This is a genomic window from Pararhizobium sp. LjRoot238, from assembly GCF_964252955.1.
Taxonomy (GTDB): Bacteria; Pseudomonadota; Alphaproteobacteria; order Rhizobiales; family Rhizobiaceae; genus Pararhizobium.
Map to the genome: position 1 here is coordinate 1,322,355 of NZ_CAXUPP020000001.1, position 24,554 is coordinate 1,346,908.

Genomic DNA, 24,554 nt, shown 5'->3' on the forward strand with positions numbered 1-24,554 from the left:
GCATCATTTGTCGTGAGAGAAAATGCAAGCGATACAGGACATCAGAGAAGGATATCGAACCCCCATCAGGTCTCATCGTCAAATTTTGTTTAGGAAGGCAGAAGCATGTTCGTCCGCAATCTGAAGCAGATCGAGAAAACTCCGCATTTCGTCGAATGGGGAAGCGGCACCAGTCACCGCCTTTTGACCGAGCGCGACGGCATGGGCTTCACGGTCTGTCACACGGTGGTCCGCGCCAACACCACCTCGTTGCTCGAATATCGAAACCATCTCGAGGCCTGCTATTGCATTGCCGGCACCGGAGAGGTCGAGGACATGGCCGGCAATATCTTTCCGATCGCGCCGGGGGATATCTACGTGCTCGACAAGAACGACAAACATTATCTGCGCGGCGGCCGCGACGAAGACCTGATCCTCGTCAGCATCTTCAATCCGCCGCTCAAGGGCACGGAGCGACACCGCCTGGATGGGAGCGAAGGTTCGGCCTACTGATTGTCTTCCAAAGCCACGCAATAAAAAACCCGGATCAGGCGATCCGGGTTTTTCGTTCGGAACGATGCGTTCCAATCAATAGTGGTCGTCGTCTTCGTCCTTGCGGTCGGATTTGAGCGACTTGAGCTTGGCGAAAACGGCGTCGGCGTCCATTTCCTTCTCTTCTTCGCGCTCATAGGAGAACGGCAGCTTTTCCGTTTCCTTCGATGCTTCCAGCGTTGCGCCAAGTTCGGCGGCGGTTGGCAGCGGGCGGCCCTTCGAGGCGCGTTCGACTTCGAGGTCGAGATCGATCTGGGTGCAGAGGCCGAGCGTGACTGGGTCCATTGCCGTCAGGTTGGTCGAGTTCCAGTGGGTGCGGTCGCGAATCTGCTCGATCGTCGACTTGGTCGTGCCGACGAGGCGCGAGATCTGGGCGTCCTTCAGTTCCGGATGGTTGCGCACCAGCCAGAGAATGGCGTTCGGGCGGTCCTGGCGCTTGGAAACCGGGGTGTAGCGCGGGCCCTTGCGCTTGCTGTCCGGTACACGCACCTTCGGTTCGGAAAGTTTCAGCTTGTGGTTCGGGTTGCCTTCGGCGCGGGCGATTTCGTCGCGCGACAGCTGGCCGGTCGAAATCGGGTCGAGGCCCTTGATGCCCTGCGCCGATTCACCGTCCGCGATCGCCTTCACTTCCAGCGGGTGCAGCTTGCAGAACTGGGCGATCTGTTCGAACGACAGGGCAGTGTTGTCAACAAGCCATACGGCCGTCGCTTTGGGCATAAGCAGTTGTTGAGCCATGGGTATAGTCCTTCTGTCCGTCCGCGCCGGTGTCGCGGGCCGTGGGGTGTAACCACTTAATTTCCGGGAAATTAGCGCCTCTATACCCTCGTCGTCGCATAAATGCAATTCTTCTCGCAGAAATGACCTTTTGTCTAATTGCCGCCGTGTCTTGACCTGATATGAATGGCGGCCGGAGAGGACGCGCACGAGGAGATGTGCCGTCCAGAAATGCCTGCGCAGGGAGGAAAATCTGCATGTCCGTCAAAACCTATCCAGTCCTCAAACCGGCAAAGCAACGCGCGCTGATCGATGACGCGACCTATCTTAAATGGTACAAGCAGAGCGTCGCCGATCCGGATGGATTCTGGGGCGAACATGGCAAGCGCATCGATTGGTTCAAGCCCTATACCAAGGTCAAGAACACGAGCTTCGAAGGCAAGGTGTCGATCAAGTGGTTCGAGGATGGCCTCACCAACGTCTCGTACAACTGCATCGACCGGCATCTGGAAAAGCGCGGCGATCAGGTGGCGATCATCTGGGAGGGCGACAATCCCTATGACGACAAGAAGATCACCTATCGCGAGCTTTACGACCATGTCTGCCGCCTCGCCAATGTGCTGAAGGCAAACGGCGTCAGACAAGGCGACCGCGTCACCATCTACATGCCGATGATCCCGGAAGCGGCCTATGCGATGCTCGCCTGCGCGCGTATCGGTGCCATTCATTCCATCGTCTTCGGCGGTTTCTCCCCGGATGCGTTGGCCGGTCGCATCGTCGACTGCGAATCCACCTTCGTCATTACCGCCGACGAAGGCCTGCGCGGCGGCAGGCCGATCCCGCTGAAAACCAACACCGACCACGCGATCGAGATCGCCAGCCGGAACGGCGTCGAGGTCAAGTCCGTCGTCGTCGTCCGCCGCACCGGCGGCAAGATCAGCTGGTTTTCCGAACGCGATATCTGGTATCACAATGCCATCGCGGCCGTGAAAGCCGATTGTCCGCCGGCGAAGATGAAGGCCGAGGACCCGCTCTTCATCCTCTATACCTCTGGCTCGACCGGCAAGCCGAAGGGCGTATTGCACACGACGGGTGGCTACCTCGTCTACGCCGCGCTGACCCATCAATATGTCTTCGATTATCATGACGGCGATATCTACTGGTGCACGGCGGATGTCGGCTGGGTCACCGGCCATTCCTACATCGTCTACGGCCCGCTCGCCAATGGCGCGACGACGCTGATGTTCGAGGGCGTGCCGACCTATCCGGATGCCGGCCGTCTCTGGGATGTCGTCGACAAGCACAAGGTCAACATCGTCTACACCGCGCCGACGGCGATCCGTGCGCTGATGGGCCAGGGCGATGCGTTTGTCACGCGCTCCTCGCGCAAATCGCTGCGCACGCTGGGCACTGTCGGCGAGCCGATCAACCCGGAGGCCTGGGAATGGTACTATCATGTGGTCGGCGAAGACCGCTGCCCGGTCGTCGATACCTGGTGGCAGACCGAAACCGGCGGCATCCTGATCACCCCGCTGCCCGGCGCGACGGCATTGAAGCCCGGATCGGCCACGCGTCCCTTCTTCGGCGTGCAGCCGCAACTCGTCGATGGCGAAGGCAAGGTGATCGACGGCGCGGCAGACGGCAACCTCTGCATCACCGACAGCTGGCCAGGGCAGATGCGCACCGTCTATGGCGACCACGAGCGCTTCATCCAGACCTATTTCTCCACCTACAAGGGCAAATATTTCACCGGCGACGGCTGCCGCCGCGACGAGGACGGCTATTACTGGATCACCGGCCGCGTCGACGACGTCTTGAACGTCTCCGGCCACCGCATGGGCACGGCCGAGGTCGAATCGGCTCTTGTCAGCCATGATGCGGTCTCGGAAGCGGCCGTCGTCGGTTATCCGCACGACATCAAGGGCCAGGGTATCTATAGCTATGTCACCCTGATGATCGGCCAGCAAGGCTCGGAAGAGCTGCGCAAGGAGCTGATCTCCCATGTCCGCAAGGAGATCGGCGCGATCGCCTCGCCGGACAAGATTCAGTTCGCTCCCGGCCTGCCGAAGACCCGCTCCGGCAAGATCATGCGCCGCATCCTGCGCAAGATCGCCGAGGACGATTTCGGTTCACTCGGCGATACCTCGACGCTCGCCGATCCCGCAGTGGTCGATGATCTCATCGCTAACCGGCAGAACAGGAAGGCGTGATTTCCTGCCTGAGCCATTCCTTGACCCGGGATGGCTCAGGACCGATGCCTTTACCAAAGGGACGAACAGCTTTCCTTCTTGTGCCCACCGTCATAGGGTGCCACGTAACCGGCCGATAGCATTTCCTGAGCCGGATTCCGCCCATCGGAAAAACTGATATCGGCGACCACCCGGCCAAAATATTTGTCGCCGGAAATGCGCATCAGCTGGATGTCGTGTTGATCTCGGGTCAGGTCAGTCAAGGCGGCACGCGCCTGCCGGCCGGCATCGCGGGTCGCCGCACAGGATGATTTCAGCTCCGGCGCGTCGATGCCGCGCAATCGCACATAGACTTCCATGGTTTGCTGCGGCCAGGGCTTGGCCGCGACCAGGATCGTGTCTCCATCGATGACGCGGATGATCTGCGCGCTCACCGGTCCGGCTATCTCGATTCGTTTGCCGGATTCGAACGCATAAGCGTTAATGGCCAAGAGTGGCGCGATCGAAGCGGCGAGAAAGGAGGAGCGGGTGCGAAACATCATGATAGGAAAATATACCGATCACGAACGCTTCGCAACAGGAATTATTTCCTCAAAAATCGATCGCCCGGCCGTTAATCTCCCAATCGCCGAAACGGGCCGGTTCAGCCCCGCCGCGGCCGCCCAGTTCCTCCGGCAGATCCAGGGGCTTTTGCTGCTTCCTGCGTTCTTCCGCCTCCGCCAAGGCGCGTTGCGCCGCAGGAGAGAGCGGTCTGCGGGTTTCCACGGGTGAATTGTCATTGTCGTTTTGCATGCAAGACCCAAATTTCGGCGAAAATGTTGAAGAATGCGGCTGATGTCACCATCATATAGGAACCCTTCGTGCAAACGGAACCGTGATTCACGTGAAACGTTGCTGAACCTTGGAGATGGACCGATGAACCTCGTGCGCACCGCAATGCTTCTGGCCTTCATGACCGCATTGTTCATGGCGGTCGGTTTCCTGATCGGCGGCAAGGGCGGCATGATGATCGCGCTCCTGATCGCCGCCGGCATGAATTTCTTTTCCTATTGGAATTCAGACCGCATGGTGCTGCGCATGTACCGCGCGCAGGAGGTCGATGAGCGCACGGCGCCTGAATATTACCGCATCGTGCGTGATCTGGCGAAAAACGCCGGCCTGCCGATGCCGAAGGTCTATGTCATCGACAATCCGCAGCCGAATGCGTTTGCCACCGGCCGCAACCCGGAAAATGCGGCCGTTGCCGCCTCCACCGGGCTTCTGAACGCGCTGAGCTATGACGAGGTCGCAGGCGTCATGGCGCATGAACTCGCCCATGTGCAAAACCGCGACACGCTGACCATGACGCTGACGGCGACGCTTGCCGGTGCCATCTCGATGCTCGGCAATTTCGCCTTCTTCTTCGGCGGCAATCGCGAAAACAACAATCCGCTCGGCTTCATCGGCGTTCTCGTGGCGATGATCGTCGCGCCGCTCGCAGCCATGATCGTGCAGATGGCGATCAGCCGGACGCGCGAATATTCCGCCGACCGGCGCGGCGCCGAGATCTGCGGCAAGCCGCTGTCGCTCGCCTCGGCGCTCGCCAAGATCTCGAATTTTGTCCATCAGGTGCCGAATGATGAGGCCGAGCGCAATCCGGCGACGGCCCATATGTTCATCATCAATCCGCTGTCCGGCGAGCGCATGGACAACCTGTTTTCGACCCATCCGGCGACGGAAAACCGCATCGCTGCGCTTCAGCGGATGGCGCAGGAGATGTCTGCGGTCTCGACGCCGCCGGTCAGGGCTGATACTCCGGTGCGCAAATCGCGCTCCGTGCCGCCGACAGGCTGGGGTCGCGGTGGTTCCGAACCACCGAAAGGTCCCTGGTCTTGACGTCAGACGAAAATAAAACCGCTCCGCATCCGAAACGAAATAACCGCAAGCCGGGCTCCGTTCAGAAAGGCCAGGTAAATCCGGTCTTTGCGCACAGCGACAAGCCCGGTCTCAAGGCCCGGCAGGCGGCGGCAAAGATGCTGGCGGCCGTCGTCGATCGCAAGACCTCGCTGGATGGTATGCTCGATGCGGTCAACGGCAACCCCGTCTATCGCGAGCTCAATGAAGCCGATCGCGCCCTGGTGCGGGCTATCCTGAACTCGGCTTTGCGCCAGTTGCCCCGCATCGAGGCAATGATCGGCTCCCTGCTGCAGACGCCCCTGCCAGAGGGCGCCCGGGCGCTGGACCACGTCCTTGCTGTCGCGGCCGCACAAATCCTCTATCTCGATATTCCCGATCATTCCGCCGTCGACCTCGCCGTTGAACAGGCCAGGACCGACCCGCGCAACAAGCGCTTCGCCAGTCTGGTCAACGCCGTTCTGCGCCGCCTTTCGCGCGAAAAACAGGATCTGCTTGAGGCGATCGGTGAAAAGACCCCGGCAATTCCGGCCTGGTTCCATAAAAGGCTGGTCAGCTACTACGGCACTGATGAAGCCGCACGCATCGCGGATGCCCTGCTTACCCCTGCAGCCATCGATCTGACCGTCAAGTCGGACGCGGAAGGGTGGGCGGAGCGCCTGAACGGACGCGTCCTGCCGACCGGTTCCGTGCGTCTTGCCGGTTTTTCCGGTGCGGTGCCGGCGCTTGCTGGCTTCGATGATGGCGAATGGTGGGTGCAGGATGCCGCCGCAGCCCTTCCCGCAAAGCTGTTCGGCGCGCTTGCCGGCAAGCGTGTGGTCGATCTCTGTGCGGCACCCGGTGGAAAAACCGCGCAACTGGTTCTGGCCGGAGCGAACGTCACCGCACTCGACCAGTCGGCAAGCCGCCTGAAGCGTCTTCAAGGCAATCTCGCCCGTCTCGGGCTTGAGGCTGCGACGCAGGAAATCAACATGGCGGATTTCCAGGCAGTAGAGCTGTTCGATGCCGCCTTGCTCGATGCGCCCTGCTCCTCGACCGGCACGATCCGCCGCCATCCGGATGTTTTGTGGACCAAGGGGCCGGAAGACATCGAGAACCTGGCCCTGCTGCAGGAGAAGCTGCTGCGCCACGCATTGACCCTGGTAAAACCCGGCGGTCTTGTCGTCTTTTCCAACTGCTCGCTCGACAAGCGCGAAGGCGAGGACGTTGCTGAACGGATACTTGCCGAGGGCGGTTGCGACCGCGTCGCCATCGATCCGGCGGACTGGCCCGGATTGGAAGATGCGATTACGCCGCTCGGCGAATTCCGCACCACGCCTGCGATGATTCCGCCTCAGGATGGCTTTTCCGGCGGCCTTGACGGGTTTTATGCAGTGATCTTGCGTCGAAAAACATAATTTTGGCTGTCAACAGCCCGTTTTCGCGCGTCAATTGACGCATTGGGCGCGTTTGCCTAACAATGCCGGCACGATCCATAAAAGTTTAATGACTTTTTAGGCATGATCGTGGTCCTGGTAGTATCTGGTGCGGACAGCAATCATTCCGATTAGCGATGCGGTTTGAAGCCTGGTCCGGGAGTGGGGAGGCACGCGGACTCAACGATGCGGATTTCGGACCGGCAAAGGCTTCTCTATCTGTATCTGCGTGAAGGCTGGCGCCGCTTCTCGCGCCGCCTTGCCTTGGGCCGCAACTCCGCGTTTCGTTTCACCGGCACCACGCCGGATCGCCTGATCGTTGCGCCGACGGATCTGCGGGCTGTCGATCCCTTTGTCGCCGAAGAAATCCTGCAGGGGCGTTTTCCCCTGGCGGGCCGCGTGCTCGATACGGAAGGCGAATCGCCCTTCGAGATCGACCTGCCCTCGCGTGAATTTGCCGTCCGGCTGCATTCCTTCGGCTGGGTTCGCCATATGCGCGCAGTGAAGGAAGAGGAGGCTTTTGCCCAATTGCGCCATGTCGTCAATGACTGGATGACCACGCATGGCCGCTTTATCGACGGTATCGCCTGGGAACCGGATATCATTGCTCAGCGCCTGATCGCCTGGCTGTCGCATTCGCCGATCATCCTGCGCAATGCCGAACATGCCTTCTATCGCCGTTTCCTGAAAAATCTTGCCTTCCAGGTCCGCTATTTGCGCCATGTCGCTAACACCACCTGCGACGGTGAAGCGCGGCTGCGGGCGCGCATCGCCCTTGCCATGGCCTCCGTCGCCATGCCGGCGTCGGAATCGACGATCCGCAAAGCCGCCCGCAATCTCGATCTTGAGCTTGATCGGCAGATCCTGCCGGATGGCGGCCACAGTTCGCGCAACCCGCGCACCGGGCTCGAGTTGCTTCTTGATCTGCTGCCGCTGCGCCAGACCTATGTCAATCTCGGCCATGACGTCCCGGCCAAGCTGATCCCCTGCGTCGACCGCATGTATCCGGCTCTGCGCTTCTTTCGCCATCAGGGCGGCGAACTGGCGTTGTTCAACGGCGCTACGTCGACGCTTGCGAATGAGCTGATGGCTGTCCTGCGGTATGACGAGACGGCCGGCGCGCCATTCAAGGCCCTGCCGCATATCAATTATCAGCGTCTGGCTGCGAACAATGTCGTTGTCATCGTCGATACCGGATTGCCCCATTCGCCGGAATTGTCACGCACAGCCCATGCCGGCTGCCTGTCGTTCGAAATGTCGTCCGGCCGCCATCGGTTCATCATCAACTCGGGATCGCCAAAGTTTGCCGGCGAACGATACCGCCAATTGGCGCGGCTGACGGCGGCGCATTCGACCGTTACCGTCAACGATCGCTCGTCATCGCGCCTATCGGAATCGCGTTTCCTCGGTCCCATCGTCACCGGCGGCGTCTCCAAGGTTGTCCTGCGCCGGCAAGAGGGGGATGGCCAGCCGGATGCCGTCATCGCCAGCCATGATGGGTACGTCCAGGCTTTCGGCCTGATGCATGAGCGCGATATCAGCGTGAACAGTCTGGGAAATGTCGTGCGCGGCCGCGATCGGCTGTTCCAGCCGGATGGCACGGATCCGGCGGAAATCAATACGGCCATCGCCGTTGCCCGCTTTCATATTCATCCGGCGATCAGCCTGCGCCAGCATAGCCCGCACGAGGTCTATCTCACCGCCCCCGATGGAGAAACCTGGCTGTTCACCTGCCGCGACAGCGAGGTCGCGATCGAAGAGGATATTTTCTTCGCCGACCCTTCCGGCGTGCGCAAGTCGTCGCAGGTCACGGTGACCTTCGCTGCCGCCTCGCTGCCTGAAATCCAATGGATTCTGTCGCGCGAGGTGTGACGACCGGTGAAGCCGGCGCCTAAGCGAATCAAACGGTTTCTTCACGGGGAAAGCTGTGCTAACGGCAGGCGGACATTTGCCGGAGGATTTCCCCGATATCCGGCGCCCTAGAAGGAGCTTGATGATGGCTGTCGCCTCCAAGAAAATTCCCGCCCCCGATCAGGTGACCATCCGCACCGCTCTGCTCTCTGTTTCCGACAAGTCTGGCATTGTCGAGCTTGCCCGTTCGCTGCACCAGAAGGGCATCCATCTGGTCTCGACCGGCGGTACGCACAAGACGCTGACCGAAGCGGGCCTGCCGGTCACCGATGTATCCGACCTCACCGGCTTTCCGGAAGTCATGGATGGCCGGGTCAAGACGCTGCATCCGGGCGTTCACGGCGGCCTTCTGGCGATCCGCGACGACGAAGACCATGTCCAGGCGATGACGACGCATGGCATCACCGGCATCGATCTGGCGGTCATCAATCTCTATCCGTTCGAGGAAGTTCGCGCCAAGGGTGGCGACTACCCGACGACGGTCGAGAATATCGATATCGGCGGCCCGGCGATGATCCGCGCCTCGGCCAAGAACCACGCCTACGTCACCGTCATCACCGACGCTGCCGACTACGGGGCGCTCATCGCCGAGCTGGGTAACGATGCCGCGACGTCCTTCGCCTTCCGGCGTCAGATGGCTGCCAAGGCCTATGCCCGAACGGCAGCCTACGACACCGCCATTTCCGGATGGTTCGCCGAGGTCCTCGACACACCGATGCCGCTCCACCGCACCATCGGCGGCGTCTTGAAGGAGGAGATGCGCTACGGCGAGAATCCGCATCAGAAAGCCGGATTCTATCTGACCGGCGAAAACCGCCCGGGCGTCGCGACCGCAACCCTGCTGCAGGGCAAGCAGCTTTCCTACAACAATATCAACGATACCGACGCCGCCTTCGAGCTCGTCGCCGAGTTCCTGCCGGAAAAGGCGCCGGCCTGCGCCATCATCAAGCACGCCAACCCCTGCGGCGTCGCAACCGGCGCGACCCTGCTCGAAGCCTATGAGCGGGCGCTCGCCTGCGATTCCACCTCGGCCTTTGGCGGCATCATCGCGCTCAATCAGGAGCTCGACGGCGTCACCGCTGAAGAGATCGTCAAGCTGTTCACCGAAGTCATCATCGCTCCGTCCGTCAGCGATGTTGCCAAGGTCGTCATCGCCAGCAAGCCGAACCTGCGCCTTCTCGTCACCGGCGCCCTGCCCGATCCGCGCGTACCGGGCCTTGCCGCGAAAACCGTCGCCGGCGGTCTGCTCGTGCAGACCCGCGACAACGGCATGGTCGAGGACCTGGAACTGAAGGTCGTCACCAGGCGCGCACCGACCGCGCAGGAACTGGAAGACATGAAGTTCGCCTTCAAGGTGGCGAAGCACGTGAAGTCCAATGCCGTCGTCTATGCCAAGGACGGCCAGACCGTCGGCATCGGCGCCGGCCAGATGAGCCGCGTCGATTCGGCCCGCATCGCCGGCCTCAAAGCCGAGGAAGCGGCCAAGGCGCTTGGCCTACCCGCGCCCCTGACGCGCGGCTCGGCCGTTGCATCGGAAGCCTTCCTGCCCTTCGCTGACGGCCTGCTGTCAATGATCGCCGCCGGCGCCACCGCCGTTATCCAGCCGGGCGGGTCGATGCGCGATCCCGAAGTCATCGCCGCCGCCGACGAAGCCGGCGTCGCCATGGTCTTCACCGGAATGCGCCATTTCCGGCATTGAGACTGAACTGTTCGCCTGAGCCTTGTGGGTTCACTATGAGACTGCTGGCGAGGAGGGTTATGGTGTCTGGTGCCAAGCTCTCCCCCATCGTCATGGTCGGGCTCGACCCGACCATCCATGGGCGCCCCGGAAATGGATCCTCGGGTCAAGCCCGAGGATGACGCAGGAGACTAAAACCCTGGTTATCGCTGCTCAACAGCCGCTTTCCGCGCCACCCTGTTCGCCGGATAAGGAGTGCGCAGCAGGATCAGCAGCCCGACCGCCAGAAACGCCACCAGAGCCATCATGCCGATGCGAGCCGACCCTGTTGCAAGCGTGATGGTCGCGACGGAGGCCGGTGCGAGAAACGAGGTTGCACGTCCCGAGAGCGCATAGAGGCCGAAATAGCGCCCCGCCTCATCGGCACTGACGCTGCGGGCCAGATAGGAGCGCGACGAGGCCTGCACCGGGCCAAAGGCGATGCCGACCAGCAGGCCGAAGACGATATAGGCCTTTTCCGCGGCGGTGCCGAAAAGGCCGCCGGCGTCGGTGGTCGGCAGTTGCAGAAGCCCGAACAGCGTAAAACCGGGGCCGGTCGAGACGATGCCGAGCGTCGCAATCGTCAGGCAGATGAGGCTTGCAGTGACGATCACCTTCGAGCCCACCTTGGCGTCAAGACGGCTGGCATAGAGGCATCCACCGATCGCCACGACATTGAGAATGATGCCGTAAACGCCGAGTTCGACCGTCTGCCAGGCAAACATGCCGGCTGCGAACGTGCCGCCAAGTGCCAGCAGCCCATTGACGCCGTCCTGAAAGATCATTCGGGCAACCAGAAACCGCAGGATGCCCGAGCGTTCCCGCAATTCTCCGATCGTGTGCCGCAGCTCGGCAAGGCCGGTGCGCACCGCAACGGCCGCAGGCACCGACACCCTCTGCGCGTCCGGCGTGAACAGGAACATCGGCAGGATAAAGATCAGGTACCAGACGGCCGATATCGGTCCGGTAACGCGCGCATCGGCGCCGGTCGCCGGATCAAGCCCGAACAGCGGCTCCATTCCAAGAATTGTTTTGCCGGATTCAGGGCTTCCGGCCAGAAGCGCGACCACGGCAATCAGCACGATCATGCCGCCGAGATAACCCAATCCCCAGGCCATGTTGGAAACGCGGCCGATCTGGCTTTCGCTCACCAGCCGCGGCATCATCGAATCGTTGAAGACGATCGAAAATTCCGCAGCGATCGAGGCGAGAATGATAAAGACGAACGGATAGACTAGCGGCGATCCCGGCACCGCGAACCAGAGAAGCGCCAGCGACGCGATCTTGATCACGGCGAAGAAGGCGATCCAGGGTTTGCGCGTGCCGGTCGCATCGGCGATCGAGCCGAGCACCGGCGACAAGATGGCGATGATGAAGCCGGAGATGGTGATCGTGTACCCCCATATCGCCTGGCCATACACCGGATCGTCCGTAAGCCGCGAGACGAAATAGGGACCGAAGATGAAGGTGATGACCACGGTGAAGAAGGGCTGGGCCGCCCAGTCGAACAGCATCCAGCCCGCAAGGCCGGCGCGCGATACCCTTGGCTCGTCGCCAGCCCCTGCGGTGATGCTGCTCACTTGATTCTCCACTGTCTGCTCCGCCTGTTCGGCGCAGACAGTGTCACCTCACCCTGTTCTGCGCAAGATCGCTCAGCAGACCGGCGGCAACGGTGATCTTGGCCAGCGTCGTTTCACCCTTCTCCGTCAGTTGCGCCAACTGATCGGTGATGCGGTTGACCCTGCCGCGATCGCTGTCCTGCCAGGCGAGCACCGGGTTCTTCTCCGATTTCCGGTCGGCAAGGGCCGCGATAGTGATGTCGCGCCGGGCATTGGCGATATCGCTAATGCTGCGCGACAGGGCCATCGCCTCATATTGCTCCGTCGCCGAAACGCGTTCGGCTGCGGCCAGAAGCCGGGCTATGCGCAGGTTCTGGGTGACGCCGAAATAGCTCTGTGCGGTGCGCGCGAGCGTGACGCCGGTCTCGGCGGAAATCTGCATGATCTCCGGCACCAGCGTCAGCAGGAACAGCCCGGCCACCTCGTCGGCCAAGGCTTGCGGCACGCCGCGCTCGGCGAAATAGGCCGCCTTCTGGCGTGCCTCCTCGGCGGCATCCTCCGGAATGGAGGAATGCAGGCTGGGTTTCAGCTTTATGAGCGCCTGGCGCAGCTTGTCCACCGCCTCGCCGAGCGGCCCGGTGATTGCCCGTGTCCTCAGCGCCCGTTCGGTAACGATGGCGAAGATGCGCCCGGCTTCCTGGTAAAGCTCGTTCTGGACCCGGCCGCTGACAATGTTGTCGAGTCCATCGATCTCACCTTGAATGCGTGTCAGATCATAGCCGTCGCGCGCCAGCACCGCGGCTTTCACCACGTCGGCCGGCATGAAGCCCGTCTGGTCGATGAGGGTTGAGACGAAGGCCGGGCCGCCGCGATTGATCGTGTCATTGGCAAGCACCGTGGCGATGATTTCGCGGCGCAGCCGGTGTTCGTTGATGTCGCTGGCATGCGCCTTGTGCATCTTCGCCGGGAAGTAGTCCCGCAGCGTCGCCAGCAGATAGGGATCGTCCGGCAGATCGCTGGCGACGATCTCGTCGAACAGGACGATCTTGGCATAGGACAAGAGCACACCGATCTCGGCGCGGGTCAGCGCCTTGCCGCTCTGGTAGCGTTCGCTCAGCGCCACGTCGTTCGGCAGCACTTCCACCTTGCGGTTCAGATGCCCGTCGGCTTCCAGCCGCGTCATCAGCCGGGCAAGGGCCGTCCGGTTGCCGGCGCCGAGCATCTCGGTCAGCGAGATGGACAGCGACTGTTCGTAGTTGTTGCGCAGAACCAGCGTCGCGACTTCGTCGGTCATCGAGGCGAGCAGCGTATTGCGCTTGGCGCGCGTCAGGCGCCCGTCGCGCATGGCGGAAGCCAGCGCGATCTTGATGTTGACCTCGAAGTCGGAGGAGTTGACGCCGGCCGAATTGTCGATGGCGTCCGAATTGCAGCGTCCGCCCTTGAGACCGAAGGCGATGCGGCCGCGCTGGGTGACGCCGAGATTGGCGCCTTCGCCGATTACCTTGGCGCCCACCTCGTCGGCCGTGATGCGGATCGGATCGTTGGCGCGGTCGCCGACCTCGGCATCCGTTTCGCTTGGGCCGCGCACATAGGTGCCGATGCCGCCGAACCAGAGCAGATCGACCGGGCTCTTCAGGATCGCCGTCAAGATCTCGAACGGTGTTGCCTGTTGCTTGTCGATGCCGATCGCCGCCATCGCCTGCGGCGTCAGCGTCACGGATTTCTCCGTGCGCGGAATGATCATGCCGCCGGCCGAAAGCGTCGCGCGGTCGTAGTCCTGCCAGCTCGAACGCGGCAGGTTGAACATGCGCTTGCGCTCGGCAAAGGAGCGGTCGGTATCCGGGTCAGGATCGATGAAGATGTCGCGATGATCGAAGGCGGCGATCAGCCGGATTTTCTCTGACAGCAGCATGCCGTTGCCGAAAACGTCGCCTGACATGTCGCCGACGCCGGCGACGGTAAAGGGCGTCGTCTGAATGTCGATGTCCATTTCGCGGAAATGCCGCTTGACGGTTTCCCAGGCGCCGCGCGCGGTGATGCCCATCTTCTTGTGGTCGTAACCGGCCGAGCCGCCGGAAGCAAAGGCGTCGTCCAGCCAGAAGCCGGCTTCCTGGGCAAGCCCGTTGGCGGTGTCGGAGAAGGTCGCGGTGCCCTTGTCGGCGGCGACGACGAAATAGGGGTCGTCGCCATCGAGCCTCAGCGTGTCGGCCGGGGGCACGACGTCCTGCCCGGCAATGTTGTCGGTGATCGACAAAAGCGTGCGGATATAGGTCTTGTAGGCCTCGGTGCCGGCCTTGAAGATCTCGTCGCGGCTGCCGCCCACCGGCAGCTGCTTCGGAAAGAAGCCGCCCTTGGCGCCGACGGGCACGATCACGGCGTTCTTCACCTGCTGCGCCTTGACCAGGCCAAGCACCTCGGTGCGATAGTCCTGCGAGCGATCCGACCAGCGCAGGCCGCCTCGCGCCACCTTGCCGAAGCGCAGGTGTACGCCTTCGACCTCGGTGCCGTAGACGAAGATTTCGCGGAACGGGCGCGGCTCGGGCAGGCCGTCGAGGATCTTCGGATCGAGCTTGAAGGCGAGCATCGCCCTCGGATTGCCGTTTGTATCCCGCTGGAAATAGTTGGTGCGCAACGTCGCCTGCACGGCATTGACGTAGCGGCGCAGGATCTGGTCTTCGTCGAGGCTCGGGACCGCGTTCAGCGCCTGCTCGATGGCTGCCGAGAGCGCCGCCGTGCGCTTCGTCCGCGGCTTGTCCTCAAGCGTGGGGTCCATGCGGGTGACGAAGAGCTTGAAGATGTCGGCGGCGATAGTCGGATACTTGTTCAGCGTCTCGGCGAGATAGCCTTGAGAATAGGTGATGCCGGTCTGGCGCAGATAGCGCGCATAGGCGCGCAGCACGGTCACTTCGCGGGCCGTCAGGCCGGCAAGCAGGATCAGCCGGTTGAAGTTGTCATCCTCGATCAGGCCGTGCCAGGCCGCGAGGTAAGCCTCTTCCAGCATTGCGCCGCACTTGTCGAGATTGAGTATGTGCCCGTCGCGATGGATCAGCTCCATGTCGTGCAACACGACGAGGCGCTGCCCGCCGGCTGCGTCGGTTACACCGATATCATGCGTCTGTTCGCTGATCACGCGGAAGCCCAGGTTTTCGAGCAGCGGCACGCGATGGGAGAGCGACACCGGCTCGCCGGCGTGGAAGATCTTCAGCTCAAGAGCTCCCGGCCCCTTGTCGCGCTTCTGATAGAAGGCGATGCGGATTGGATCGGTCGGCAGGCAGGCGGCGATATCGTCGAGATCGGCATAGGCTTCGGCCGGCGTGAACGCCACCTGATAGGCTTCGTTGACGTTGATCGCGACACCCTCGTGGCGGGCCAGCAGATCGAACCGGTCGATCCAGCGCGTGACGATGTCGCGCACCGCCTCTTCCAGCTTCGCCTGCGGTACACGCGGTGTCTTGCCGGCGTAGCGCCCGATGATGAAATGGACGCGCGCCAGGCCGCCCTCCGGAAAGGCCGGATAGTAGGCGGAAACGCGGCCGTCATAGGTGGTTTTCAGGTAGTTGCCGATCTTTTCGCGGACATCGGAATCATATTGTTCGCGCGGCACATAGACGATCACGGAAACGAAACGATCGAAATGATCGATGCGCGGTAGAACCCGGATTCGCGGCCGGTCGGCGAGTTCGTTGATCTGTTCGCAGAAGCTTGCGAGCAGGCCGACATCGATCTGGAACAGGTCGTCGCGCGGATAGGATTCCAGCGTATTGGCCAGCATCTTGCCGGAATGGCTCTGCGGATCGTAGCCGAAATGATCGACGATTTTCTCCACCTTGAAGCGCAGCAAGGGAATGTCGGCTGCCGGCCGCGTATAGGCGCTGGAGGTGAAGAGGCCGACAATGCGCAATTCGCCGGTGACGTTGCCCGCCTCGTCGAAGCGCTTGACGCCGATATAGTCCATATAGGCACGGCGGTGGACGACCGATTTCACATTCGCCTTGGTGACGATCAGGAAATCAGGGCCGTTGAGGAAAGCGAGGATTTCCGGCGTCGTCAGCACCGCGTCCTTGCCCTGGCGCAGGACACGAACATCTGGATTGGAGAGAATGCCGAGCCCCCGGCCCTTGCCGCGCTCGACCACGGCGTTGTCACCCTTGCCGGAATAGGTGTATTCGCGCATGCCAAGGAAGGTGAAATTATTGTCGCGCAGCCAGCGCAGGAAGGCCAGCGTTTCTTCACGGTCGTTCTTCTTGCGCGACGGAGCGTGGTTTTCGAGCTCGTTCATTGCCTGGTCGAGCAGGGCCGTCATTTGCGTCCAGTCGCCAACTGCGTGATGCACTTGCGAAAGAACATTGCCGACCCGTGCTTTGAGGTCTTCCGCCTCCGTATCGCTGAGTTTGGAGAGATGAATCTGGATATGGCTGACCCGCGATGCCGGATCGCTCTTTTCTTCGGGATCGAAGATCTTAGCCGGCTTTCCAGCTTCGAGTACCAGGATGGGATGCACGGCAAGGTGAATGTCGCGGTGGGTGGCGGTGACCTCGCCCATGATCGAATCATAAAGGAACGGCATGTTGCGATCGGTGACGGACAGGATCGACACGTCTGTTCCGTCGGGCGTGACGCCATCGACGGATTCAACGGTGATGATCGGCCGGTCGTTTTCGCTCCGGCTCACTTCCTTCAGAGCATGCGCCGCGGTCAGCGCCAGCATCTCCGGCGTATATTCATCGAGATCGTCATGGCTTGCCCGGCGGAAAAGGATCCCCGGCGACAGAATTGTGCGCCCGAGCGCCTTGCCGGCTTCCCTCACAACGTCAAAATGCCGGTCTCGTTTTGGATTGTATTTGGCGCCCATGGCAGTCTCTCCCCCGCAATCACCATTTTGGCCGAACCTAACAGAAGAATGGCCGTTGGCGACTGTTTTTGTGGATGGTTTTCGCGCATTTCGAGCAAATTCGGAATGGATTCATGAAAATTTCAGAGAAAATACGCCGATTTTGAAATTAAATCGGTTGTATCCACTCTTCGATCCTGCTCATCCGTCGGACGGCGAAACGTGCTTTTTCATCTTTTCGTGGTCACAGTTGACAGCGGCATGACTGTCGGGCGATCTGAGGGGGTCGAAACAGCGGAAAATCATGAATGTCCGAGCCTGCACCCGGCGCCGTCATCGTCATTTCAAGCCACGTGATTCGGGGTTCCGTCGGCAATCGCGCCGCGGTCTTTGCGCTTGAGACGCTGGGTTATCCGGTCTGGGCCCTGCCGACGGTCATCCTGCCCTGGCATCCGGGCCATGGCCCCTCGACACGGGTGGCAGTGAGCGAGGACGATTTCAACAGCCTGATCGATGACCTCATCCGCGCGCCGTGGACGGGCGAAGTCCGCGCCGTTCTCTCCGGCTATCTCGGCGCCGCCTATCAAGCGGAAGGCGTCGCGCGACTCGTCGAGGCGCTGAGGGAGAAAAATCCCGACCTTTTCTATGCCTGCGACCCGGTCATGGGCGATGCCGGTGGCCTTTACGTGCCCGAGGCGACGGCGATCGCGATGCGCGACAGGCTTTTGCCGCTGGCTTCGCTTGCCACGCCCAACCGGTTCGAACTGTCCTGGCTCTGCGGTGTTCCGCTTGAAACCAACGCCGCCATTCTTGAGGCTGCCCTGTCACTCGGGCCGCCGCGCATGCTGGTTACCTCGGCAATCCCGATGATGCATGGCAGCACCGGCAATCTCTATCTCTCCGGCAATCATGCGCTGCTTGCCGAACATCGCCTGATCGACAATCCCCCCAGTGGCACGGGTGACCTGCTGGCGGCGCTGTTTGTCGCCCGGCTTCTGGAAGGGCTGAAGGAGGAACGGGCGCTGCAACTGGCGACGGCCAGCGTCTTCGAAATCATTGCCCGCACCGGCAAACGGGGCGCAGACGAACTGACGCTCGAGCGCGATGCCTCCAGCCTCGCGACCCCGATGGCGATGGTCCAGATGCGCCGGTTGATACATCCAAGCCAGAAGCGGCGCTCTTAATGCGGCGGCGCACATCGCTCTTGCCTCCCCCTGCCCTGACCGAATAAACCGGTTGGGCCTTACGCGAAACGATACGGAGATTTCACGGATGTCACCGGCGGCATGGGCTACCGGAAATTTGCATGTGCGCGGCGCACAAAGGCTGTGTCCCTCAGGCGGCAAGCGTGCAATGTACATCCTAATTGTCTTAAATAGTCGGAGTGATCGAGCACCATGCAGCGTTTTCCGGACCATTTGCTGAACGGCTACAACAATTTCATGAGCAGGCGCTTCAACGAGCAGCAGCAGCGCTACAAGGCCCTCGCCGAAACCGGGCAGCAGCCGCAAACCCTCGTCATTGCCTGTTGTGATAGCCGCGCAGCACCTGAGACCGTCTTCGACAGCGGCCCGGGAGAGCTTTTCGTCGTCCGCAACGTCGCCAACATGATGCCTCCCTATGAGCCAGACGGGCACTATCATTCGACCTCCGCCGCTCTGGAATTTGCCGTCCAGGTGCTGCGGGTCCGCGATATCGTCGTCATGGGTCACGGCCGTTGCGGCGGCATCAAGGCGGCGCTCGATCTCGATGCCGAACCGCTGTCGCCCGGCGATTTCATCGGCCGCTGGATGCACCTCCTGAAACCCGCCGCCGAGCAGATCCAGAGCAACGACATCATGACCGCTGCCGAGCGCCAGCGGGCTCTCGAGCGTGTCTCGATCCGCAATTCCATCGCCAACCTGCGCACTTTCCCTTGCGTCCAGATTCTCGAGCAGCGCGGCAAGCTGCATCTGCACGGCGCCTGGTTCGACATCTCGACCGGCGAGCTTTGGGTCATGGACGCCAAGACCGGCGACTTCGCCCGGCCGGGGATGTGACGGCGTCCGCACTTTTTCATTAGGTTTTTTTGGGCGGCACCCTCTTCCTCAGTCATCCTCGGCCTTGTGCCGGGGATACAGTCACGCGACGTCCGTCGCGTGGAAGACTTTTTTGCTCGCGTTGAAGGAGTTTTCTCGCCGCGCAGACGCGCGGCGGCTGGATCCCCGCCACAAGGGCGAGGATGACGGAGAATATGCTGCCCGTTTCCGGCTGTCGCGAAGCCCCCACGCACAAACAAAAAATCCGCAGTCTGATCTCCCAGACTGCGGATTTTCTCATTCCGGCAAAACAGATGTTTATCAGCCGCCGTCGATTTCCGCGCCGATGATGGCGATCGCCTGCTGGTAGACGCTGGCGGCGTTCCAGCCCTGGATCGCGCCGAAATTGCCTTCGCCCGGCTGGTAGCCGCCGCCGGCGCTCCAGCCGTGGCCGCGCAGGAAGTTGGCGGTCGAGAAAAGTGCGTCCGCCTTGGAGCGAACCATGTCGATATGGCCGTTGCCGTCGCCATCGACACCGAACTTCAGCACGTTGGCCGGCAAGAACTGCGTCTGGCCGATTTCACCGTGGGCGGCGCCGTGCGCATCCGGGCTCAAATCGCCCCGCTGCACGAGGTTGAGCGCCGCATAAAGCTGGTCGGTGAAATAGTCGGAGCGCCGGCAGTCATAAGCGAGCGTCGAGACGGCCGACAGCGTGTGTTCCTTGCCCATGAAGCCGCCGAAGCCGGTTTCCATGCCCCAGATGGCGATGATCGGGCCGGCCGGCACGCCGTAGCGGCTTTCGATCGAATCGAAGAGGGCAGCGTTCTGCGCCTTCATCTTCTTGCCGCGCGAAATGATCGCCTGGCCGCCGCGCTTCTGCATGAACTGGTTCAGCGACAGCTTGAAGCTCTTTTGGCCGCGGTCGGCGCGGATCGTCGCCTTGTTGTAGTTGACATTGGCGAAAGCCTTGTCGAGTACGGACCCGCTGATGCCCTGGCCTGCAGCCTCGCTCTTGAAATCCTGCACCCAGGCCTCGAAGCCGCCGGCATTGTTGCCGCATTGCGCGGCCGATGCCGTGGCAGGCAGGATTGCTGCCGCCATGATTGCCGTGAAACCTGCCAGTACGCACTTTGCCTTGTGCATGTAAAAACCCCGTGAGCGTCCGAATTCAAATTTGGTGTCCGCAAAATGTCAGTCTTTGCGGGCTCTGTCACGATCCTGGCGCAGTATAGAGGGGCCGTGTTTCACGTGAATCCTCTCAAAATAAAGCGCAATATCGTCGCAGACTGTCTTATCAAAGAAACCCCGCATCCCGTTAAACGGATCATGCGGGGCTTTTATTGGTTAAAACTTTATATTTCCTGATCAGGCAGCCTGCTTCTTCGCCTTGATCAGACCGCGATTGACGAGAAGCTCGGCGATCTGGATGGCGTTGAGGGCCGCACCCTTGCGCAGGTTGTCGGAAACCACCCAGATGTTGAGGCCGTTCTCGACGGTCGCGTCCTCGCGGATGCGCGAGATGTACGTCGCGTCTTCACCGGCGCTCTCGTAAGGCGTGATGTAGCCGCCGTTCTCGTGCTTGTCGATGACGAGGCAACCGGGCGCCTCGCGCAGGATGTCGCGGGCCTGGTCGGCGCTGATCTCGTTCTCGAATTCGATGTTGACCGATTCCGAATGGCCGATGAAGACCGGAACGCGCACGGCCGTGCAGGTTACCTTGATCTTCGGGTCGAGCATCTTCTTGGTCTCGGCCAGAACCTTCCATTCTTCCTTCGTGTAGCCGTCTTCCATGAAGCTATCGATGTGCGGAATGACGTTGAAGGCGATGCGCTTGGTAAACTTCTTGCTCTCGATCGGATCGGCGACGAAGACGGCGCGGGTCTGGTTGAAGAGTTCGTCCATGCCTTCCTTGCCGGCGCCGGAAACCGACTGATAGGTCGAGACGACGACGCGCTTGATCTTGGCGAAATCATGCAGCGGCTTCAGCGCGACGACGAGCTGGGCGGTCGAGCAATTCGGGTTGGCGATGATGTTGCGCTTGGAAAACTGGGTGATGGCGTCGGGGTTCACTTCCGGCACGATCAGCGGCACGTCCTGGTCGTAGCGCCAGGCGGACGAGTTATCGATGACAACGCAGCCCTGAGCGCCGATCTTCGGCGACCACTTGAGCGACACGGCGCCGCCGGCCGACATCAGGCAAATGTCGGTATCGGAGAAATCGTAGTTTTCGAGGTTCTTCACCTTCAGCGTCTTGTCGCCGAAGGAGACTTCCGTGCCTTGGCTGCGGGCGGAGGCCAGCGCCACGACTTCATCGACCGGGAAGCCGCGTTCGGAAAGGATGTTCAGCATTTCGCGGCCGACACTTCCGGTCGCGCCTGCTACGGCAATCTTGAAACCCATTGTCTTTGCTCTCTTTTCTGTCTCTCCGCGGGGCTTTGGGGGAGAAACCCGTCGGCCAAGGGCGCGGGCTTCGGGTCCCCGGCCTAACCGGGGAGAGAGCGGTGGGCCAGAGACGTCAGACGGTTTTCGTCGTCGTTTTGGCCGTTGTTTTGGAAAAAATCGAGAAGGAGCGAACCCGCCCGGCATAAAATGCCGGGGCGATCAGCGCAGCGATGGAAGTACCAAAACGGTGCATGGTGCGGTCCCTTTTCCGCTGTTGCTCATACTGGGTTTTGCCGCGGAGTCAACAGAAAGCTGAAAGTTCCGCGCATCTGCGCCCGCCCGCGTCATGCCGTCTCATTCGACTAAAGTCATAATCCCAAAGCCTCTCTGCCGCCTTCAGGGGTTTTCTGCCATTTTGTCCCCATGGCGCAATCCGCTTCGGATCAGGGAGGATCCGGACGCGACTGAGGATGCGCACCAGCCGTTTTTGAGTGGAGGACAAACGAAATGGCAGATATCGTAGCAGTGGGCAGAGCAAAGGCCGCCCCCATGACAGGCGAGCAGAAGAAGGTGATTTTCGCCTCTTCGCTCGGCACGATCTTCGAGTGGTACGACTTCTATCTCTACGGTTCGCTGGCTATCTACATCGGCGCAACCTTCTTTTCGCAGTATCCCGAAACCACCCGCAACATCTTCGCCCTGCTCGCCTTTGCGGCGGGCTTCCTGGTGCGTCCGTTCGGCGCGCTGGTGTTCGGCCGCCTCGGCGATCTCGTCGGCCGTAAATATACGTTTCTCGTCACCATCCTGATCATGGGTCTATCGACCTTCCTCGTCGGCGTCCTGCCCGGTGCCGCGTCCATCGGCATCGCCGCTCCGATCCTTCTGGTCGCGCTGCGCATGCTGCAGGGCCTGGCGCTCGGCGGCGAATATGGCGGTGCTGCGACCTATGTCGCCGAACACGCGCCGCAGGGCAAACGTGGTTATTTCACCTCGTGGATCCAGACGACGGCGACGCTCGGCCTGTTTCTGTCGCTGGTGGTCATCGTCACCGTGCAGATGATCCTCGGCAAGGAAGCCTTCGCAGCCTGGGGCTGGCGCATTCCGTTCCTGCTCTCCTGCATCCTGCTCGGCGTCTCCGTCTGGATTCGTCTGAAGATGAACGAATCGCCGGCCTTCAAGAAGATGAAGGAAGAAGGCAAGGGCTCCAAGGCGCCGCTGACCGAAGCCTTCGGCCAGTGGAGAAATGCCAAGATTGCGCTGCTTGCCCTGTTCGGCGCCGTCGTCGGCCAGGCCGTCGTCTGGTATTCCGGCCAGTTCTATGCGCTGTTCTTCCTGCAGAACATCCTGAAGGTCGACGGACAGTCGGCCAACCTGATGGTTGCGGCTTCGCTGCTCATCGGCACCGGCTTCTTTGTCTTCTTCGGCTGGCTGTCGGACAAGATCGGCCGCAAGCCGATCATCATGGCTGGCCTGCTGCTCGCCATGGTCACCTACTTCCCATTGTTCAAAACGCTGACGTGGGCCGGCAATCCGGCGCTGGCAGAGGCGCAGCAGAGCATCCGTGCAACTGTCACCGCCGCTCCGGGCGACTGCAAATTCCAGTTCAATCCCACGGGCACGGCGAAGTTCACGACATCCTGCGATATCGCGACCTCGTTCCTGACGCGCAATTCCGTGCCCTATGACGTCGTTGCCGGTCCGGCCGGCTCGGCTGCCACGGTCAAGATCGGCGACGCAACCATCAACAGCTACGATGCGGTTGCCGCAGGCGACAAGGCCAAGGCCATGGGCGGCGCTTTCGAAAAGCAGGTCAACATGGCGCTCCAGGCCAGCGGCTATCCGTTGGTTCGTGCCGCTGCCAAGGTTCCGGAAAGCAAGCTTGACGGCTTCGTTGCAGCCAATCCGGAGCTGGCGCTCGATGCCGCAGCCGTTCGCGGCGGCGAGAAGGCAATGATGACGGCTGAGCAGGTGGTCGCCGCCAAGCTTTTGACGGCGGAAGAAGCCGCCGGCGTCACCGAAATGCCGGTCTACACGGTCGCCAAGGGCGGCACCTTCGCCATGGTCGCCGATCCGGCACGTGTCAACTGGGTCACGATCATCGCGGTGCTCACCGTGCTCGTCATCTATGTGACGATGGTCTACGGCCCGATCGCAGCGCTTCTGGTCGAACTCTTCCCGACCCGCATCCGCTATACCGGCATGTCCCTGCCCTACCATATCGGCAACGGCTGGTTCGGTGGTCTCTTGCCGGCAACGGCGTTTGCGATGAGCGCTGCCCAGGGCGATATCTACTACGGTCTCTGGTACCCGATCGTGTTTGCGGGCATCACGCTGGTGATCGGCATGCTCTTCCTGCCCGAAACGAAGGATCGTGACATCCACGCGATGAACTGATCCAGTTCTCTCTCCGCCAACTGAGCCCGGCACGTCCCCTGTGCCGGGTTTTTTCGTTTCAGGTCGTTACCGGCGCGTCAGGACTGCTTTTGGGCCTTGGCCAGCCCTGCTCATCCAGCCGGAACAGCCAGTTCTTCTGCGCAAAAATGAAGGCGGTCATCAGCGCGACCCAGAGACCAAGCAGCAGCCCGGCCGCCACGTCGCTCGGATAATGGGCGCCGACAACGACACGGGTGATACCGATCGTCAGTGCCCCGAGCGCGAAAAGGATGCGCAGGCGAGGCGCCAGCATGGCAAAGGCGCCAAAGAAGGAGCCGACCGCCGTCGAATGGCCGGAGGGAAAACTCTCAAACAGCCCATTATGCGCAAAGGGCGTCAGGCTATAGGCGCCATACTCCAGAAAAAGCTCCGGCCGCGCCCGCCCGATCACGAATTTGAGCAGGTGAACCAGCGCGCTGGCGCTGCCGATCGTGACGAGGAAATACAGCGCCAGCCGCCACGCGGTCTTCGTCTTCGAGGAAAACCCGTCGCTACGGGAAACACGGTGCAGGATATAGGCGATGATCACGATCGATCCGGAACCGTAGATCATCCAGGCAAAGGTGCCGAAATCGGTGATCCGCTCATTGAAGGCAACGATCGCGGGCGGCAAGGCCTGCGCACGTTGGGAAATTGCGCCATCGAAAGGCACCAGCGCCGCGACCAGAACGATCGTTGCCAGCAAAAGCCAGAGGGATGAGGAAAGCGGTCGGTTCATGAATTGCCTTTCCCGAGGACCGGGTGTTTTACGCGGCGCTCTCCTCCTCTCCGTCATCCTCGCCCTTGTGGCGGGGATCCAGCAGCGGCGCGTCTGCGCCGCTAAAGACTCTTTCACGCGACAGACGTCGCGTGGCTGGATTCCTGTGACAAGCACAGGAATGACGGAGTTAGGGAAGCGTCTCCTGGAAGCTGTGGTTCTCTTGATGAATAATCAAGCCCAGCAAACAAAACGGCACCCGAA

General features: G+C 61.4%; 17 protein-coding genes. 9 read left to right on the top strand and 8 right to left on the bottom strand.

What is annotated here, in order from left to right:
- Positions 1 to 105: 105 nt before the first annotated feature.
- A complete protein-coding gene (locus ACSQ3F_RS06595; RefSeq protein ID WP_436099482.1) occupies positions 106 to 492 on the top strand; it encodes an ectoine synthase in 387 nt (128 codons plus the stop codon).
- Positions 493 to 567: 75 nt separating this feature from the next.
- Here ACSQ3F_RS06595 and ACSQ3F_RS06600 read toward each other — a convergent pair whose 3' ends face one another.
- Positions 568 to 1,266, bottom strand: a complete 699-nt coding sequence (locus ACSQ3F_RS06600; RefSeq protein ID WP_436099483.1) for a DUF1013 domain-containing protein — start codon at positions 1,264 to 1,266, stop codon at positions 568 to 570.
- Between the two features lie 236 nt (positions 1,267 to 1,502).
- Between ACSQ3F_RS06600 and acs the strand changes: the two genes are divergently transcribed.
- Positions 1,503 to 3,455, top strand: coding sequence for an acetate--CoA ligase (gene acs, locus ACSQ3F_RS06605; protein ID WP_436099484.1), 1,953 nt, complete (start codon positions 1,503 to 1,505; stop codon positions 3,453 to 3,455).
- 50 nt (positions 3,456 to 3,505) lie between these two features.
- Here the strand turns inward: acs and ACSQ3F_RS06610 are convergent, their stop codons facing one another.
- Complete coding sequence (locus tag ACSQ3F_RS06610) at positions 3,506 to 3,976, bottom strand: thermonuclease family protein (RefSeq protein ID WP_436099485.1); 471 nt, start codon at positions 3,974 to 3,976, stop codon at positions 3,506 to 3,508.
- Positions 3,977 to 4,025: 49 nt separating this feature from the next.
- Positions 4,026 to 4,226 (bottom strand): DUF1674 domain-containing protein, encoded by a 201-nt coding sequence (locus tag ACSQ3F_RS06615; protein ID WP_436099486.1) that lies wholly within the window; start codon positions 4,224 to 4,226, stop codon positions 4,026 to 4,028.
- 123 nt (positions 4,227 to 4,349) lie between these two features.
- Here ACSQ3F_RS06615 and htpX point away from each other — a divergent pair, with 123 nt between their 5' ends.
- The 4 genes from htpX to purH all read left to right on the top strand — a co-directional run bounded on the left by htpX (position 4,350) and on the right by purH (position 10,352).
- Complete coding sequence (gene htpX, locus ACSQ3F_RS06620; RefSeq protein ID WP_436099487.1) at positions 4,350 to 5,309, top strand: zinc metalloprotease HtpX; 960 nt, start codon at positions 4,350 to 4,352, stop codon at positions 5,307 to 5,309.
- Positions 5,306 to 6,724 carry an RsmB/NOP family class I SAM-dependent RNA methyltransferase gene (locus ACSQ3F_RS06625; protein WP_436099488.1) on the top strand — a complete coding sequence of 473 codons (1,419 nt, stop codon included), beginning with the start codon at positions 5,306 to 5,308 and terminating at the stop codon, positions 6,722 to 6,724. Before htpX ends, ACSQ3F_RS06625 begins: the two co-directional genes overlap by 4 nt.
- A 204-nt stretch (positions 6,725 to 6,928) precedes the next feature.
- Positions 6,929 to 8,614 (top strand): heparinase II/III family protein, encoded by a 1,686-nt coding sequence (locus tag ACSQ3F_RS06630; RefSeq protein WP_436099489.1) that lies wholly within the window; start codon positions 6,929 to 6,931, stop codon positions 8,612 to 8,614.
- A 124-nt stretch (positions 8,615 to 8,738) separates the two neighbouring features.
- Positions 8,739 to 10,352 (top strand): bifunctional phosphoribosylaminoimidazolecarboxamide formyltransferase/IMP cyclohydrolase, encoded by a 1,614-nt coding sequence (gene purH / locus ACSQ3F_RS06635; protein WP_436099490.1) that lies wholly within the window; start codon positions 8,739 to 8,741, stop codon positions 10,350 to 10,352.
- Between the two features lie 182 nt (positions 10,353 to 10,534).
- Here the strand turns inward: purH and ACSQ3F_RS06640 are convergent, their stop codons facing one another.
- Positions 10,535 to 11,950, bottom strand: coding sequence for an MFS transporter (locus ACSQ3F_RS06640; RefSeq protein WP_436099491.1), 1,416 nt, complete (start codon positions 11,948 to 11,950; stop codon positions 10,535 to 10,537).
- A 43-nt stretch (positions 11,951 to 11,993) separates the two neighbouring features.
- Positions 11,994 to 16,781, bottom strand: a complete 4,788-nt coding sequence (locus ACSQ3F_RS06645; RefSeq protein WP_436099492.1) for an NAD-glutamate dehydrogenase — start codon at positions 16,779 to 16,781, stop codon at positions 11,994 to 11,996.
- A 287-nt stretch (positions 16,782 to 17,068) separates the two neighbouring features.
- Here ACSQ3F_RS06645 and pdxY point away from each other — a divergent pair, with 287 nt between their 5' ends.
- Together pdxY and ACSQ3F_RS06655 are read left to right on the top strand one after the other, a co-directional pair.
- Positions 17,069 to 17,944, top strand: coding sequence for a pyridoxal kinase PdxY (gene pdxY / locus ACSQ3F_RS06650; protein ID WP_436099493.1), 876 nt, complete (start codon positions 17,069 to 17,071; stop codon positions 17,942 to 17,944).
- Between the two features lie 213 nt (positions 17,945 to 18,157).
- Positions 18,158 to 18,799, top strand: coding sequence for a carbonic anhydrase (locus tag ACSQ3F_RS06655; protein WP_436099494.1), 642 nt, complete (start codon positions 18,158 to 18,160; stop codon positions 18,797 to 18,799).
- A gap of 300 nt (positions 18,800 to 19,099) precedes the next feature.
- On the opposite strand, the gene ACSQ3F_RS06660 is transcribed toward ACSQ3F_RS06655, so the two are convergent.
- Both ACSQ3F_RS06660 and ACSQ3F_RS06665 read right to left on the bottom strand, forming a co-directional pair.
- Positions 19,100 to 19,921 (bottom strand): lytic murein transglycosylase, encoded by an 822-nt coding sequence (locus ACSQ3F_RS06660; protein ID WP_436099495.1) that lies wholly within the window; start codon positions 19,919 to 19,921, stop codon positions 19,100 to 19,102.
- Positions 19,922 to 20,143: 222 nt separating this feature from the next.
- A complete protein-coding gene (locus ACSQ3F_RS06665) occupies positions 20,144 to 21,178 on the bottom strand; it encodes an aspartate-semialdehyde dehydrogenase (protein WP_436099496.1) in 1,035 nt (344 codons plus the stop codon).
- Between the two features lie 489 nt (positions 21,179 to 21,667).
- Between ACSQ3F_RS06665 and ACSQ3F_RS06670 the strand changes: the two genes are divergently transcribed.
- Positions 21,668 to 23,554, top strand: a complete 1,887-nt coding sequence (locus tag ACSQ3F_RS06670) for an MFS transporter (RefSeq protein WP_436099497.1) — start codon at positions 21,668 to 21,670, stop codon at positions 23,552 to 23,554.
- 58 nt (positions 23,555 to 23,612) lie between these two features.
- On the opposite strand, the gene ACSQ3F_RS06675 is transcribed toward ACSQ3F_RS06670, so the two are convergent.
- Positions 23,613 to 24,311, bottom strand: coding sequence for a phosphatase PAP2 family protein (locus tag ACSQ3F_RS06675; RefSeq protein WP_436099498.1), 699 nt, complete (start codon positions 24,309 to 24,311; stop codon positions 23,613 to 23,615).
- Positions 24,312 to 24,554 lie beyond the last annotated feature (243 nt).

Coding starts and splice junctions, on each gene's coding strand:
- ACSQ3F_RS06595 (WP_436099482.1), top strand. CDS start 106: ATGTTCGTCCGCAATCTGAAGCAGATCGAGAAAACTCCGCATTTCGTC.
- ACSQ3F_RS06600 (WP_436099483.1), bottom strand. CDS start 1,266: ATGGCTCAACAACTGCTTATGCCCAAAGCGACGGCCGTATGGCTTGTT.
- acs (WP_436099484.1), top strand. CDS start 1,503: ATGTCCGTCAAAACCTATCCAGTCCTCAAACCGGCAAAGCAACGCGCG.
- ACSQ3F_RS06610 (WP_436099485.1), bottom strand. CDS start 3,976: ATGATGTTTCGCACCCGCTCCTCCTTTCTCGCCGCTTCGATCGCGCCA.
- ACSQ3F_RS06615 (WP_436099486.1), bottom strand. CDS start 4,226: ATGCAAAACGACAATGACAATTCACCCGTGGAAACCCGCAGACCGCTC.
- htpX (WP_436099487.1), top strand. CDS start 4,350: ATGAACCTCGTGCGCACCGCAATGCTTCTGGCCTTCATGACCGCATTG.
- ACSQ3F_RS06630 (WP_436099489.1), top strand. CDS start 6,929: ATGCGGATTTCGGACCGGCAAAGGCTTCTCTATCTGTATCTGCGTGAA.
- purH (WP_436099490.1), top strand. CDS start 8,739: ATGGCTGTCGCCTCCAAGAAAATTCCCGCCCCCGATCAGGTGACCATC.
- ACSQ3F_RS06645 (WP_436099492.1), bottom strand. CDS start 16,781: ATGGGCGCCAAATACAATCCAAAACGAGACCGGCATTTTGACGTTGTG.
- pdxY (WP_436099493.1), top strand. CDS start 17,069: ATGTCCGAGCCTGCACCCGGCGCCGTCATCGTCATTTCAAGCCACGTG.
- ACSQ3F_RS06655 (WP_436099494.1), top strand. CDS start 18,158: ATGCAGCGTTTTCCGGACCATTTGCTGAACGGCTACAACAATTTCATG.
- ACSQ3F_RS06660 (WP_436099495.1), bottom strand. CDS start 19,921: ATGCACAAGGCAAAGTGCGTACTGGCAGGTTTCACGGCAATCATGGCG.
- ACSQ3F_RS06665 (WP_436099496.1), bottom strand. CDS start 21,178: ATGGGTTTCAAGATTGCCGTAGCAGGCGCGACCGGAAGTGTCGGCCGC.
- ACSQ3F_RS06670 (WP_436099497.1), top strand. CDS start 21,668: ATGGCAGATATCGTAGCAGTGGGCAGAGCAAAGGCCGCCCCCATGACA.
- ACSQ3F_RS06675 (WP_436099498.1), bottom strand. CDS start 24,311: ATGAACCGACCGCTTTCCTCATCCCTCTGGCTTTTGCTGGCAACGATC.